This is a genomic window from Novosphingobium oxfordense (genome assembly GCF_044029435.1).
Taxonomy (GTDB): domain Bacteria; phylum Pseudomonadota; class Alphaproteobacteria; order Sphingomonadales; family Sphingomonadaceae; genus Novosphingobium.
This window is the reverse complement of sequence record NZ_CP147005.1, coordinates 384,048-399,418: the sequence shown is the minus strand read 5'-3', so window position 1 is coordinate 399,418 and position 15,371 is coordinate 384,048. Positions and strand designations below refer to the sequence as shown.

Annotated in this window: 12 protein-coding genes; 5 read left to right on the top strand and 7 right to left on the bottom strand. The window is 64.5% G+C overall.

Going from position 1 to position 15,371, the window contains the following annotated elements; genetic code table 11:
• Window positions 1-280: 280 nt before the first annotated feature.
• The 3 genes from WBP07_RS01820 to WBP07_RS01810 all read left to right on the top strand — a co-directional run bounded on the left by WBP07_RS01820 (window position 281) and on the right by WBP07_RS01810 (window position 4,327).
• Window positions 281-3,016, top strand: a complete 2,736-nt coding sequence (locus WBP07_RS01820; protein ID WP_395393875.1) for a S8 family serine peptidase — start codon at window positions 281-283, stop codon at window positions 3,014-3,016.
• Window positions 3,017-3,519: 503 nt separating this feature from the next.
• Window positions 3,520-3,777 carry a hypothetical protein gene (locus tag WBP07_RS01815; RefSeq protein WP_395393874.1) on the top strand — a complete coding sequence of 86 codons (258 nt, stop codon included), beginning with the start codon at window positions 3,520-3,522 and terminating at the stop codon, window positions 3,775-3,777.
• Complete coding sequence (locus WBP07_RS01810) at window positions 3,752-4,327, top strand: calcium-binding protein (protein ID WP_395393873.1); 576 nt, start codon at window positions 3,752-3,754, stop codon at window positions 4,325-4,327. Before WBP07_RS01815 ends, WBP07_RS01810 begins: the two co-directional genes overlap by 26 nt.
• Before the next feature lie 97 nt (window positions 4,328-4,424).
• Here the strand turns inward: WBP07_RS01810 and WBP07_RS01805 are convergent, their stop codons facing one another.
• A complete protein-coding gene (locus tag WBP07_RS01805) occupies window positions 4,425-4,631 on the bottom strand; it encodes a hypothetical protein (RefSeq protein ID WP_395393872.1) in 207 nt (68 codons plus the stop codon).
• A gap of 470 nt (window positions 4,632-5,101) precedes the next feature.
• Between WBP07_RS01805 and WBP07_RS01800 the strand changes: the two genes are divergently transcribed.
• Entirely contained in the window at window positions 5,102-6,064 is a 963-nt protein-coding gene (locus WBP07_RS01800; protein ID WP_395393871.1) for a sulfotransferase family protein, read from the top strand.
• Between the two features lie 120 nt (window positions 6,065-6,184).
• A complete protein-coding gene (locus WBP07_RS01795; RefSeq protein WP_395393870.1) occupies window positions 6,185-7,663 on the top strand; it encodes a hypothetical protein in 1,479 nt (492 codons plus the stop codon).
• Here the strand turns inward: WBP07_RS01795 and WBP07_RS01790 are convergent.
• Genes WBP07_RS01790 through WBP07_RS01765 form a run of 6 tightly spaced genes read right to left on the bottom strand, consistent with a single transcriptional unit; the run spans window position 7,587 to window position 15,307 of the window.
• A complete protein-coding gene (locus WBP07_RS01790) occupies window positions 7,587-8,750 on the bottom strand; it encodes an acyltransferase family protein (RefSeq protein ID WP_395393867.1) in 1,164 nt (387 codons plus the stop codon). The genes WBP07_RS01795 and WBP07_RS01790 overlap by 77 nt on opposite strands.
• Window positions 8,731-10,020 (bottom strand): glycosyltransferase family 4 protein, encoded by a 1,290-nt coding sequence (locus WBP07_RS01785; protein ID WP_395393866.1) that lies wholly within the window; start codon window positions 10,018-10,020, stop codon window positions 8,731-8,733. Before WBP07_RS01785 ends, WBP07_RS01790 begins: the two co-directional genes overlap by 20 nt.
• A gap of 19 nt (window positions 10,021-10,039) precedes the next feature.
• Entirely contained in the window at window positions 10,040-10,603 is a 564-nt protein-coding gene (locus WBP07_RS01780; protein ID WP_395393865.1) for a polysaccharide biosynthesis/export family protein, read from the bottom strand.
• Between the two features lie 24 nt (window positions 10,604-10,627).
• The gene (locus tag WBP07_RS01775) at window positions 10,628-11,749 is read right to left on the bottom strand and encodes a glycosyltransferase (protein ID WP_395395697.1); all 1,122 of its coding nucleotides are present in this window, start codon (window positions 11,747-11,749) and stop codon (window positions 10,628-10,630) included.
• A gap of 5 nt (window positions 11,750-11,754) precedes the next feature.
• Entirely contained in the window at window positions 11,755-13,989 is a 2,235-nt protein-coding gene (locus WBP07_RS01770) for a GumC family protein (protein ID WP_395393864.1), read from the bottom strand.
• Between the two features lie 40 nt (window positions 13,990-14,029).
• Complete coding sequence (locus tag WBP07_RS01765) at window positions 14,030-15,307, bottom strand: outer membrane beta-barrel protein (RefSeq protein ID WP_395393862.1); 1,278 nt, start codon at window positions 15,305-15,307, stop codon at window positions 14,030-14,032.
• Between the last annotated feature and the right edge of the window lie 64 nt (window positions 15,308-15,371).

Below are 15,371 nucleotides of genomic sequence, written 5' to 3'. Positions count from 1 at the left end.
CCCTTTCCGGACAGCGTAAACGCGGCGCCCCGCCGCGCCCTGCCGCCTGCGCGGCCATGCCCCGGTTTGCCCCGCCAAAGAAGATTAACGGCGCGCAAAGCCCTCCGGACAGTCCCTGATCGGGCCGAAAAGAAACAGTACAGATTTCAGGAAGCCAAGACCTAACAGCCGTACACCACGGATAGTTCATCCAGATTCACGATCCGAGCGCAAAAGATCGATCAACAAAACGGAATTTCTAAATCCAAACCAGCAACCCGATCTAGCAAGGATTAAGACAATGACCGATATTTCCGAAAACACCATCACGACTTCGATCGTTTCTCCTGAAGCTTATTACTATAATGATCCGTATGAGAAGAAGGAATGGTATTACGACGGTTCTCTTCTTTCTTCGCTCAGCATCGACGTCTATTCGGTCTGGAAGGACTACACCGGCACCGGCGTGAAAGTTGGCGTCATCGATTCCCAGATCGATTATCGCCACGCAGACCTTTCCGCGGCCTATGACACTTCGGCCGATTACAATTTCGCCCTCGGCACCGACAATCCCACGATCGATGCCAGCAACCTGCCCTATTATCACGGCACCGCCGTTGCCGGCGTGATCTCGGCCCAGGCGAACAACACCACCGGCACCGTGGGCATCGCCTGGGGCGCCACGCTGGTCGGCCTTGGCATCGACTATTCGTCCGATAACGTGTCCGACCAGATCGTCTCCGCGCTCAACAAGTCGGTCGACCTCGACGTCGTCAACAACAGCTGGAGCTTCACGGACAACTTCTCGGACAACTTCGCCAAGCTGCCCGAACTGGGCAAGGCGCTGGTCAACGTCGTGGCGAACGGCCGTGACGGCCTGGGCACCTCGCTCGTCTTCGCCGCCGGCAATGCCGGGATCGGCGGCAGCTCGAACTACCACAACTTCCAGAACTCGCCCTACACGATCGCAGTCGGCGCGGTGAACCCGGACGGCACGGCCGCAGGCTTCACCAGCGTGGGCGCCAATGTGCTGCTCTCCGCCGGCGGCGCGAACGTCTACACCACCACGGTCAACAACCGCTACCTGGACGTGAGCGGCACATCCTTCGCCGCCCCCGCCGTTTCCGCCACGATCGCACTGATGCTGCAGGCCAATCCGAACCTTGGCTATCGCGACATCCAGCAGATCCTGGCCTATTCCGCCCAGCGTCAGGGCCTGTCGGACACCGTCAGCTTCGGCGACGGCTGGCAGACCAACGGCGCCACCAATTCCAACGGCGGCGGCATGCACTTCAGCGACGCTTTCGGCTACGGCATGCTCAACGTGCATGACGCGGTGCGCCTGGCCGAAACCTGGAACCAGCAGCAGACCTACGCCAACCTCTCCACCGTTACCAAGACGGTGAAGCCGGAGGGCGAACTGGTTGCCGGCAGCAACGACCATGTCGGGTTCGACATCAATGTGACCGACACGATCGACGTCGAACATGTGCAGCTTTCGATGGACCTGCGCTGGATCAACACCGGTGACCTGGACGTCTATCTCACCTCGCCCGATGGCACCCAGGTTCGCCTGGTCTATGACCTGCCCGATGTGGGCCGGGGCCCCAGCCTGCGCAACTTCACGTTCGACTCGGTCGCCTCGATGGGTGAACTTTCGACCGGCACCTGGCATGTGGACATCTACAACCGCAATCCCGCCGCGCTGGACCAGACCGGTTCGCCGATGACCAGCATCCTGGACGGCGTAACGCTTACCCTGACCGGCAGCGCCGCCAGCCATGACAACACCTATATCTACACCGATGAACTGGGCACGCTCTATTCCGGCGCCGATCTGGCCGCCCGCAGCGTGCTGAACGACAGCGATGGCGGCACCGACGCGATCAATGCGGCCGCCGTCACTTCGGCCACCACCATCGACCTTACCGCCAAGACGCAGACCACGATTGCCGGCGTGAAGATCGCCCTTGCCGCCAACACGATCGAGAACGTCTATACCGGCGACGGCAACGACACGGTCACCGGCAGCAGCGCCGCCAACGTGATCAGCACGGGCCGTGGCAACGACGTGATCAACTACAGCGCCGGCAAGGACACCATCGACGGTGGCACCGGCACGGACAAGATGGTCTTCGGATGCAGCCTTGCCAGCCTGACCGGCTGCGTCACCAGCACCGGCGAGATCGACCTGACCAGCAAGACGGGCGACGTTTCGAAGATCATGAATGTCGAAACTTTCGCCTTCACGGACGGCACCTACAGCTATGCCGATCTTGCCAAGCTGCTGGGTGCGGCTGCGGTGACGACGCCGCCGGCGACCACGACCACCACCGAAAGCACCTCCGGCTCGGGCACCGGGACGGGAACGGGCACCGGAACCGGCGCCGGCACCGATACGGGAACGGGCGCCAGCAACGTACCGACCACGTTCGACGAGACGACCCGCGCCTATGCCAAGACCCTGACCGGCACCGCCGCGCTCGACAAGATCAACGGCACGGCCCTGGCCGAACTGATCCACGGCCAGGACGGTGACGACACCATCAACGGCAAGGATGGCAACGACGCCATCTACGGCGACAACGGCGACGACAAGATCCACGGCAACAACGGCGACGACTATGTCGGCGGCGGCGCCGGCAACGACAAGCTCTGGGGCGATGCCGGTAACGACAAGCTGGAAGGCGGCGCCGGCGCCGACCTGATCCGCGGCGGTGACGGTGACGACTGGCTGCATGGCGGCGCGGGCATCGACAAGCTCTATGGCGATGCCGGCGCGGATACCTTCGTCTACGACGTCAGCGACCTGGGTTCGGTCGACTATATCTACGACTTCAACGCAGCCGATGGCGATCGCATCCTGCTGACCGGCATGAACACTTCCAACGCCACGTTCGACTTCGTCACCAAGGGCGCCAACATGATCCTGGAAATGCACGATGCCACCGGCACGCATGACATCTTCCAGGTGAAGGGCGCCGGCCTGGGCGACCTGGTGATGGGAGCGAGCGAGCTGGGCCTAGTCTGGGCTTAAGTCTGGGCCTAAGTCTGGGCCTGACACTTCCCACGACACGCTAAAACCACGGCGGGGCCCCGAGAGAATCGGGGCCCCGTTTTCGTGCGCGCCGCATCCACGCGGCCATTTCGGCTCGCATATGGCCAGCCCGAAACACGCGACATTGTGGCCGACATGAACCGGTTTGTTGTGTGACAGGGTAAACACGATACCGATACGGGCCGATCTACGGCGCGCGACCGGCAAATAATCCCGTTTAAAATCATTCGCAAAAACGCCGCAGGGCAGGATTTTGCGCGGTTAACGGCAAGGGCTTGCCACCATATCAGTTCGAATCGGAGCTTGAGCCGTTTGCGTTAGCGCCGATCTGGCACCATTCCGATGTCACCCATGTTCGTGCCGGGGGCAGATCAACACCGGCAGCCTGTCGACATCTTGCGGGGCGATACCGTCCCGTAAAGTGCCTGCAGGCAACCGGGCATGATGTCTGCACCGGGTTCGCCGAAAAAGAAGAAACGGAAATGTCGGCCGGCGATGTCGGTCCCGGAAAGGGGCTGGTGAACCGCCGCCGTACCGACAGACTGCCTCCGTTGGGAGGCGGGCCTGGAGGCGTGCCGACAGGACCGAGCAACCGGGAAGACGCCAAACGGCGCTTCCCGGAAAGGATTGAGCCGCCCCAGGGAAGCACCGAACCACTGACCATCGAACCACGCATCGACACAATGCGCGTTCAAGACGGAAAGGATTTCTTCAATGACGATCATCACGGTTTCTGGTGAAGGCGCGATCAAGGGGAGTTCCGCTGCCGACCAGATCACGGGCGACTCTGCCAGCAACACCATCGATGCCGGCGGCGGCCGCGACGTCGTGCACGGGGGCGCCGGCGACGACACCATCAACGGCGCCGCCAATGCCGACCGCCTCTATGGCGATACCGGCAATGACACGCTCTATGGCATGGGCTCGAAGGACTGGCTCTTCGGCGGCGAAGGCAACGACCTTCTCGACGGCGGTGGCGAGAACGATCGCCTCTACGGCGGCAACGGAAGCGACACCATCATCGGCGGCGACGGCGACGATGTGCTCTATGGCGACAATCCCAACGACGCCAACGACAACGAAGGCTACGCCGATACCTTCGTGTTCGACAACAACGACGGCCACGACAAAGTGTTCGACTTCGAACACGGGGTGGACACCGTCCGGCTGACCAGCGGGACCGGGTACACCCTGTCCTATGTCAGCCACAACACGATCCTGACGTACGGCAGCACTATCGTCACCTTCTACGATGAGAAGTTGACCGACAGCGATATCGTCATCGCCTAACGGCAACGGCGCGCGGGGCGGGAACGGATCGAACCGTTCCCGCCCTCAAGCCCGCGCCACGGCAGACGGTCTGTTCGTGCCCCAACCGGCGGGCGTGCTAGATCAGCAGGAAAGCAAGACCGCCCCAGAAGGCCAGCGAAAGCCCGACGGCAATGCCCAGCCCGATCATCGGTCGACGACCTCGGCCCTGAGCACGACCCCGGGCGAAGACCGCTTCCAGCTCCCGCGTCGAACGATGGGGGAAATCCGCTTCGGCCGTCGCGGAAGATGCGAACGAAGAAGAGAGATCGTCGGTCAGTGTCATAACGGGCACGTCAGATATTCCTTTTCGATTCCCGCGACCCGGATCTACGCCCGGAATGAAAGCGCTTATCGCGCAGTTCTGCTTACGAACCGTAACTTCTGCACCGTTTCGCAGCGGCGTTCTCATAGATCCCGCACCGATTGCGCTTTGCTTTGGCTTGATTTCCATAGGACATCACCAACGCCTTGGTTTTACGCCATTTCCTGACGCAATCCGGCGCCCAAAAGGGAACCTTGCCAGCATGGCCACGGGATTCCAGCGCCGGCTTCCGGCCCGATGGCGTGATTTCGCAGCGGTTTCGCAGAGCAGACTTCGGCAACAAGGTCCGAAACCGATCAGGTTGGCCGGGCCCCGCACTTTCGCAGTCGCGAAGCGCGCATAGAGTTTGCGCCTGTTCGCGGTTCGACCGCGCGGGCTTTCCCGCGGCAACGTCAACCGCCTCGCCACCTGCAGAGAGGCCGGGACTGACGATGGATAGCCTGACGATGGATAATTTCGCGCTCGCCAGTTCCAGCGCCAGCCCTGCACGCGCGCCGGCATATCCCGCCGTGCCGGATCCGCTGGCCCCCAACCTTTTCATAATCGGTGCCTCCAAGGCGGGGTCCAGCGCGCTCCACACATACCTGGGCGCGCACCCCGAGATCTGCATGAGCACCGAAAAGGAACCCTGCTTCTTCGTCGATCGCGACGAACTGGAAAGCGCATGGCCGATCATGGCGCGCCGCGCCTGTTCGCATGACCCGCAGGCCTATCTGGACTTGTGGCGCGGCGCCGAAACGGCCCGCTATCGCGGCGAAGGCAGCGTCTATTATTCGCAGGCCCCGCACCGCAGCGGCATACCAGCCCGGCTGGCCGCCGCCTGCCCGCAGGCACGCATCGTCTATCTCGTGCGTGAGCCGGTGGAGCGCGCGGTGGCGCATTACTGGCAGCGATTCAAGGAGTTCCAGGAACCGCTGCCGATAGAGCGGGCCGTGCGCGAAAATGCGCTCTATCGCGATACGTCGGACTATGCGCTTCAGCTCGATGCCTATTACCGCCATTTCGATCCCGCGCAGATCCATGTGATCGTGGCGGAAGACCTGCGGCATCGCCGGCGGGAAACGATGGCCGAATGCATCGCCTGGCTGGGCCTGGCACCCTTCCGTTTCGACGAAGCGCAACTGGCCGAGCGGCACCGTTCGCCGCCGACCAGCCGGCGCCAGCGCTTCGGCTTCGTCAGCCGCGTTCGGGATTCCGGCTTGTGGTCGCGCACCCGCGAACACTTGCCCGCCGCTCTGGTGGATCGCCTGCGCCGCGCGGCCACCGTTTCTTTCGACAAGGCCGAAGTGGACGAAATGTCCGCCCGCGCCTTCCTGCAAGCGCATCTGGCCCCGCGCCGCGACGCGTTCGAGGTCATGATCGGCCGCCGGATCTCCGCCTGGAATTCGGTCTGAAGCCGTGCCCCGCGCAGGCTGCCACCTTCTTGACCCTTCATCGTTAGCGGCCCCGAAGCCGCCTGCCGCCGCCATGCCCGCTGACGTGCATCGGCCGGCTTTCGCCAAGGAAATGGTCCCATGAACGCCGTTCCGATTGTCCTGTTCTGGATGCTCGCCCTGTGGGGCATGGCCAGTCGCGGGCCGGTGCTGATCTACCTCTATTTCGCGACGATGCCCTTCGGCGCCTTCGCGATCCTGCCCACGGCGATCACGGGCGGCCTGACGCTGACGCCCACGCCCATCGTGGCCTTGCTCATCATTGCGCGAACTTTCGTCAATCGGCGCGGCCCGTCGACATTCCTGGCGCTGGCCGTGCTGCCGGACCGGCTGTTGCTGCTGTTCCTGTTCTGGGTCGTCGCCGGAATCGCCACGGTATTCATGCCGCGCCTGTTCGCCGGCGACGTGATGGTGGTGCCGATGCGCGGCGATCTCACCCAGGCGATGCCGCTGCAGCCAAGCGCGCAGAACATTTCACAATTCGCCTACCTCTCCATCTCCATCGCCTCCGTCTTCGCGCTGACCTGCACGATGCAGTCCCCCACCGCCCGCCAACATGCACTGAAAGCCCTGTGCCTGAGCGGCGGACTGGCCGCGATCACCGGGTTCGTGGACCTTGCCAGCTTCTACCTCCCTCTCGGCCCGCTTCTGGCGCCGTTCCGCACTGCCAGCTACGCACTGCTGACCGATGTCGAAATCATGGGTTCGAAGCGCATCGTCGGCCTGATGCCGGAGGCGTCCTCCTTCGGGGGACTATGCCTGGGATTGCTCAGCGCGCTCTATTTCTACCGCCGCGCGATAGCCGATCCCCGCGTGCGTGACCTTTACGCCCCGATCGTCATGGTGCTGCTGGCCTTGTGCTGCTGGCTCTCCACATCGTCCGGCACGATTGTGGGCGTGGCGATCCTGGCGCTTGTCTGCGCGCTGGAATGGATGCTTCGGCTCAACGTGGATCAGCGCAAGTCGTCACTCTATCGCCGGGGCCTTGCCGCCGAGCTTTCGGTCGTGACCTGCGTGACCATTGGGCTGGCGGTGCTGCTGATCGCCAGCCCGACGATCCTGGATCCGATCCTGACGCTGATAGACCGGATGGTGCTGGAAAAGGGATCGTCCAGTTCGTTCGAACAACGCGGCATGTGGCGCAACGTGGCGATGACCAGCCTGCTACAGACACATGGCTTCGGCGTCGGCCTTGGCGGCACCCGTTCATCCAGCAGCGCGGTCGGCGTCTTCGCCTGCACCGGCGTTATCGGTGGCGCGCTCTACTATGCGTTTCTTCTCCAGACGCTTTTCCGGCGTGCCTACGGAACGACTACCGAAACCCATCTATTGATGGCGGCGTTCCGCTTCTCTTTCGTGGCGCCTTTCATGGTGGCGCTGATGGTGGGCGATGCCGACTTCGGGCCGATCACCGCCTTCTGCCTTGCCATGACGACCGCCCTTGCCATCGCCGCCAAGCGCCCGCCGCTGAGGAACCCTTCCGTCAGGCAAGAGCGGGACGCATCACCTTCTCCAACAGGCGACCAACCGCATCCTGCATCCGCCGTTCCAGCAGAATAGCGAAAAGCCCGGCCAATACCGTGCAGAGCAGGGCAACGCCGATCACCGTGACCATCGGCGGCAGGCCCAACCGGTACGCCAGCCCCAGCAGGAACCCGCCGGTGATCTGGTTCGTCAGGTAGAGCGGATAAGTCAGCAACCCGGCAATGGCGGCGAAGCGGCGGAACCGTTCTCCCGCACCCAGGCGCAGCAATACGCACGCGGTCAACACGATCACCAACCCACCCCACAAGGCTGCGGCGGCCAGCGGATTCTGGCCGTGTTGCGAAACACCGATACTGTGAAGCGCCGCAAAGTAAGTGGAGATCAGACAGGCCACGAAATTGATGGCATAGACCATCGCATTGGTCGCGATCCGCTCTTTCTTGAAAATCTGGTACAAGCTTGCGCCCAAGACAAAGTAACAATTGGTGGTCACCAGAGTTACCTGCAGCTTGTAGGACGAAGCGGCAGCACCGATCCATTGCCCAGACGCGCCCAGCAGGCCCGTCGAACCGGCCAGGACCGTGCCCCAAAAGAGAATGTTGAACAGCGTCATCGCGATCGCGATCCCGGTCATGTTCCCGATCATCCGGCAGCGGATGAAGACATAGATCGCCGCGTAGAACAGGGCTTCGACCACCAGCGTCCACACCGCGCCGTCTATCCACGGCCCCATCGGGAACAGCACCATCGATCGCGCCAGCCGAACCGATGCCTCTGCCGGCGAAAGGATGCCGGTGCCGATCATCACCACCGCCGCCAGCAGCGAGAAGAACCACAGCGCCGGCAGGATCCGCTTCACCCGGCCGATCAGAAAGGCATTGGCGCTTTTCCCCTCGGCAGACATCAGGATCACAAAGCCGGAGATCACGAAAAACACCTGCACGCCCACCCAGCCCGGGCTGGACCAGCCCATGTGCTCGGGAAGGCGCGGCGCGTCTCCGACCAGGGCCCGGATTCCGCGCGTATCCTTCCCCTCCGCCCAGGAAAGGAACACGAAGTGGTAGAACATCACCAGCTGCGCCGCCGCCAGCCGCATCAGATCGAGCGAGGCGATCTCGCGAACGCGGCGGGTGCCGGTGCTTTCAAACGGCGCTTGCGACATGATCGTCCTCCTCGATCGGGAATGGCGTCAGGGATCGGGCCGCCGCACCGTGCAGGACAGTGCGATAGTGGCCGACGATCTGCCCCGCCCAGTCGTCATCGGAACTGCACAAGTCCCGGTATCGGGCATGCCCGGCGGCCGACATTGCGGCCACGGCGGCATTATCCGCATGAAGCCGCGTGATCGCCGCGGCAAAGGCATCGATATCGGTGGTGTCGATCGCCAGGCCAAACCCGGCGCCGGCCACTTCGTCGGCGATCAGCGCATTGTCGCTGACAATGGCGGGTACGCCCGAACCGATCGCCTCCAGCGCGACAAGCCCGAAAGGCTCCGGCCAGCGGCTGGGCATCACCGCCAGTCGCGCCTGCCGCAATGCCCGCGCGATCCCGGCGCGGTCCTGCCGCCCCAGAAAGCGCGCCTGCGGGTTCATCAGCCGCACACGCTCCCGCTCCGCACCGTCACCGACGAAAGTGATCGGCACACGCGCGCGCATCGCGGCAAGCGCGGCAAGATCGGCGCCCTTTTCGGCGGAGATGCGGCCGATAAAAATCACCCCCCGGTTGCCCTCTGCCGCGACCCTCTCCGCGCACGGCGGCGACACCGGATTGCGCACCGCGAAAAGCTTGTCCTGCGGCCAATGGGCCAGCGCGAAATTGGCGGCCTGCCCCGGATGGATCAGCAACAGGCGATCGGCGTTCGCCATGCCGTGAAGCAAGCCCCGCCGCAGCCCCTCCCGCCCGCTGCGCCAAAGTTTTTGCGCGTGCGAGGCTTTGTCGCAGCGGCTGCGCAAGCAAGCCGCCGTCAACGGTTCCAGCCCGCAGGACCGGCCGGTCTGATAGTTGAAGAAGGCCCCGTTCGGGCAGGCGTTGAAGTAGTCGTGCGCATGCAGCACCAGCCGGTCGGAAACCTTGCGCAAGGGCCCGAAGATCGACGGGGTGAGGATCTTCGACCAGCCGTGAACGTGATAGACGGTGCCCGGGCTGTCGTTGCGGGCGATCCATTCCGCCGTCGTGCGCGCGGCGCGCCGGTTGTAGAGCCCCAGCGTCATCGCCCCGATCCGCGATCGTTCCAGCAGGGCCGCCCCGCCCAGCGGCACGAATTCCACATCCTTGCGGGCGAAGCGGCTGCCGTCGTCCCCGGCGATGAAGGTCACCGCCATACCGCGCGCGCGCAGCCGGTCGATCAGCACCTGCACAAGGTAGGACGCGCCGCCCAGCGCCTGGCTGAAATCGTGAAACAGGACCACGCGTTCGGGTAGACGACCGGCCATCGGATGCCCCCTTCCCGCGTCAGAAATATCGCTGGCCAATGCGCACGGTATCGCCCGGCAGCACCGAAGCCCCGCTGGTCAGCCGATAGGGCCGCTCCATCGCGTCACTGGCGTGGCGGATGAAGACCACGCTCTCATTGGCGCGATAGGTAAAGCCGCCCGCCTTGGCGACCAGCGCGTGGACCGACATATGGGCAGCATAGTCGTACTCGCCGGGCTTCTGCACCTCTCCCAGAATGTAGATCGGCCGGAAGCTGGCAATCTCCACCGCGACGCGGGCATTGCGCACATATTCACGGCCCAGTGTGGTGGTCAGATCATCGCGCAACTGGCCAAGCGTCCTGCCGCCGGCCTCAACCTCCCCCACTACCGGCAGACCGATCATGCCCTTGTCGTTGACGGTATATTCGCCGCTCAGCGACGCTTCGCGGAACACGTCCAGCTTGATCTTGTCCCCCGGCGCCAGACGATATTCGACGATGTTGGCGCTGGGCAGAGAGGTCGAGGCGGTGGTGCAGCCGGTCAGCGATGCAAAGCCCAAAAGCAGGGCGGATCCGGCAAGCGTCACAGTGCGCAAGGTCATGACACAAACTCCTTCATAGCCCCATCACGCCGCGACGAGCGGCAGGCGGGCATGGTGGTCGAGGGCGCCCAGGATCCCCCGGGCGAAATTGTCGGGCGCGAAGCGGGCGGCATTGCGAACCGCCGCCTCCGGCCGGAACTGCGGCAGCCACCCTTCGAAGCGTTCGATGGCGTCCATCAGCGCGGCAACGGTCTGTTCGCGGAAGAACAGGCCGGTTTCGCCGTCGATGATGGAATCGGTCACCCCGCCGCGGCCATAAGCGATCACCGGGCGGCCGCTGGCATTGGCCTCCACCGGCACGATCCCGAAATCCTCTTCCGGCGTGAAGACCAGCGCGCGGCAGGTGGCATAGGCCTGCTTCAATTCGGCAAATGTCAGCCGGCGACGCACTTCCACGTTGGGCCCGGCATGGGCGCGGATGTGGCGATACATCTCGCCATCGCCCACCATCAGCGCCGGCACGCCCAGGCGGTTGAACGCCTCCAACGCCACGTCGGCCCGCTTGTAGGGGGTCATCTGGCTGACCCAGAGGTAACGATCCGATACCGCATCCACCGGCGCGAATTCGTCCACCGCAACCGGCGGGTGGACCACTTGCGCCTCCCGCCCCCAGACCTTGCGAATGCGCCGCGCGATGAAGTTGCTGTTGGCGACGATGGCATCGACACGGCTGGCCGAACTGACATCCCACTGGCGCAGCCCATGGAACATCGTGGGCATCATCATCCGGCTCAGCCGCCCGGCGGACGACTTGTAGTCCTGATAATGGTCCCACAAGTACCGCATGGGCGAATGGCAGTAACAGAGGTGGAAGGCGTCCGGCCCGGTGATCACCCCTTTGGCCGGCCCGGATTCGCTGCTGATCACCAGATCGTAGCCGCGCAGGTCCAACTCCTCCAACGCCAGCGGCATCAGCGGCAGATACTTCTGGTAGTGCCGGCGCGCGCCGGGCAGCCGGCCGATGAACGTCTCCCGCACATGGGCGCGGCGGATCTTCTCCGACACCGCGTCGGGATCGTAGACATGGGTGAACAGGTCCGCCTCTGGAAACATGTCCAGCAGGCGTTCGATCACCCGCTCACCCCCGCGCATCGCCACCAGCCAGTAGTGGACCAGCGCCACGCGCGGCGCCCGGCCATGCAGCATCGCATTCACTGGTAGTACGCCATGTAATGGCGATAGAAGCTGGCGGCGTCGCTGCCCCCGAACCGCGCCTGTTTGCGCATGTCCACCCCGTTCAGCACCGCGCCGTAGCTCTTGAGGCGGCGCAACGGCAGCTGCCGCAATGCCGCGCGGACCACGCGATCTGCCGTACGGCGCCAGTGCACGACCAGGATGGCGCAATCCGCCAGCGAGACGATCTCGCGCGATTCGGCGATCGGCAGGACCGGCGGACAATCGAGGATCACCACGTCGAATTCCTCGCGCAGGTGGTCGATCACCTGCTTCAGCCGCCCACGTTCGGTCAGCCGTTCACCGCGCGCGAAGGGCGTAGTGATCGGCACCACGCGCAGGCTGGAATCGGCATCCTCGTACCAGGTGACCCGTCCGTCTTCCGCCAGCACGGCCTCGCGCATGCCCGGCTCGGTGCCTTCCAGCCCGAAGATCTTGCTGAGCTGAGCGCGGATCACGTCGCAATCGACCACCACCACCCGGTCATGCGCCATCGCCAGCGCCCGCCCCATGCAGGCCGCCACGGTGGACTTACCCTCCCCCGGCACGGCGGACGTAATGGCGATGACGGTGCCCGACCCGATGCCCGCATGGCGGATGGAGACGATCACGTTTCGCAAGGCTTCCGCGAACGGACCTTCGGGATGTTCGACAATGGAATCGAGCGGATTGTCCCCACGCGGTTCTACCGAGCCGCAATCGGGCACGAAACCCAGCCCGCGCACACCGATCCGCTGTTCCAGATCATCCAGCGTGGTGACGCCGCGATAGGAGAGTTCGGCCAGGATCGCCACCAGCGCGCCCAGCAGGATTCCCACCACCAGCCCCAGCGCAAGATTGAGCAGCAGATTGGGCGAGGAAGGCAGAATGGGAACGGCGGCGGCGGAAATCAGCCGGGCGGTCGGCTGTTCCGCCCCGCTTCCGGCAACCACCTGGTTCCGGTGTTCCAGATAGGATTTGTAAAGCGACTGAACCGCCTGCGCCCGGTTATCGAGGTCGGCCAGTTTCACCAGCGCCGTATTGTCGCGGCTCAACCGGTCACGCGTGTCCGCACGACTGGCCAGCAGCGATGACAGGCGGTCCGAACTGGCATTGGCCTTGGCTTCCAGCGCGCGCAGCGACCGCTGGACTTCGGCGGCGATCTGGCGATCGACATCGGCGATCTGCTGGCGAACGGTCACCAGATCGGGATGGCCATCGAAATAGCGTTCCGACAGGTCGCGCTCTTTCAGCACAAGCTGCACGCGCTGCGCCCGCAGCGAGGCGACGACTTGCGATCCCGTCGCCTCGCCCACGCCGTCAGCGCCGCCCCTGCGCAGCTGCGCGCGCGCCGATGCAAGCGCCGCCGCATCTTCCGCCGCTTCCGCCCGCGCCACGGCGACCTGCTGGTTGTAGGTGGAGATTTCCTGCTCGGTCAGGCTGGTGGCGGACGAACTGAGCAGCCCGTTGCTGACGCGATATGCCTGCACATCGCGATTGGCAGCGTCCGCCTGCCGGCTCAATTCGTCCACCCGCGCGTTCAGCACTTTCGCCGCAGTGGTGTTGTTGCGTGCGCGCGCCCGCAAGTCGTCGGTGGTGAACAGGCGGGCGTACGTATTGGCCAAAAGTGCCGATCGTGACGCATCCAGATCGGCGATCATGATCCGCAACGTGAACGAGTTGCCCAGCCGTGCAACGCTCAGACGCTGGGTCAGATAGACGATGGCCTTCAATCGCAGCGCCGCAGGATCCAGCGACGTATCGTCCGCCGTGCGTGCCCGTTCGATTCCGATCGAGGACAGCACATTGTCGATCGCGGAGCGCGGCGAGATGATGTCCGCGCGGAACACCGGGTCCTTCATCAACCCGGTATCGTCCAGCACCTGCCCCGTCATCTCGCGCGACTGGATGACCTGGATCTGGGTTTCCACCTCTTCGGAACGCGGGCGCGCCGGATCGCTGGCGGCCGAGTCCTGCGGGACGACGTCGGTGGGCCGGGTGATCAGCACCACATCGGCACTGGATTCGTAGATCCGGGGCAGCGCCGTGGTCCAGACCAGCGCCAGTCCCATGACCACCGCCAGCGTCAGGAACAGCACGGCGGACCGGCGCCGCAGCAGGGCCAGCAGGTAGCCGACCGTGATGTGATCCTCTTCAGGCCGATATCCCGACCCGCTTTCGGCCACTCTCTGCGGAACCACGCCGCGCGGCTCGTAAAGGGCTGGAAGGTTCAAACTCAGGGCTCCTTCGAATAAGCGCGGAACAGGCGGTAAATCAGGGCGTCACCGTCAGGCCGACGGCAGCGCGCAGAGTGGAAAATTCCGGAACGAGCGAATCCCCGCGAACGTCCTGCCGCAACCACGACAGCGACGTTCCCAGCGAGATCCTGCGGCTGAGGCGATACTGGGCCTGCCCGCGCAGGAACTTGCGCGTGGCCCGCGTGCCGGCGCCGCGATAGCGATCGACTTCGAAGCTTCCCTCAAACGAAAGCCGCAGCTGGCGCAGCAGGTCGTAATAGGCGGACAGCGTGCCCATGCTGGCCAGCACGCCGGCCACGCGCGGATTGCCGCTGTTGCGAAACTCCCGGTCCGCCTGCGCGCGCAAGGTCACCAGCGGGGTGACGAACCACTGCACATCGGCATGGAACGTCGCGCCCCGATAGTCCCCGAACAGCGGCGACTTGTAGTCGCGCGATTGGTAACCAACGGCCAGTTCGCCCGACAGCAGAGAGGTTATGGTTCCGCGAACGCCGGCGGCCAGCGACAGGGCATTCGCATCACGCAGCTTGTCGGCCGGGGCCGAAACCGATTCCACGTGATCCCCGGTGCCCTGTACGAACAGGGAGAACCCGCTGAAATCGTAAGCGATCGTCATCGCGCCGTGGATGGTGCGGGTATCGCGGAACGATTGATCGGCCACGCCGCCGCTCTCCAGCTTGACCGGAGAATAGGCCAGCCGTTCGAACGCCGCCTCCGGCTCCAGGCTCAGCCGACCCAGCCCGGCACGCAGCCCCGCCTGCGCCCCGAACCGGCCAAAGCTGACAGGTTCGGCGGCGTCGGGCACCGAACCGGCGCTGCTACGCGGCTCGATCAGGCGGGCATAACCGGCGCGCGCGGTAAAGGCGCTGGCCCTGTCCAGTTCCAGGCGGTTCCGGAAATCGACGGCGAATTCTTCGCTGTTTTCGCTGATGAAGCGCGCAAAGCGCCGCACGGTGGCCTGCCCTTGCAGCTCCGCGCTGTCCCGGCCCTCGTCGTAGCGCAGATCGAACCCGGGGGAGATGGTGGCCACGAAGTCCGAACGGGCACTCGGGCGGTGAAAGACATTACTCTCGAACCCGCCGCTGACCGAAAGACTGGGCAGGCCGAACAGCGGCCCGATCGCGATGGGGCGCTGCTTCAGGTCCGGTTCGGTGCGCGTGCCGGCCACATCGTCGCGCGTCAGCGACGGGTCGATCACGATCGCCGCGCTGGTTGCCCCGTTCTGGGCAAGCGCCGCGCCCGGCACCAGTGCCGCACCCGATGCCATGGCCAGTCTGACGAGCCCCCGCTTCATCGATAAATCCCCCGATCGCCACTCGCCCAGCGAGAGCGCCACCCTGAAAACGCATGCATTCCGG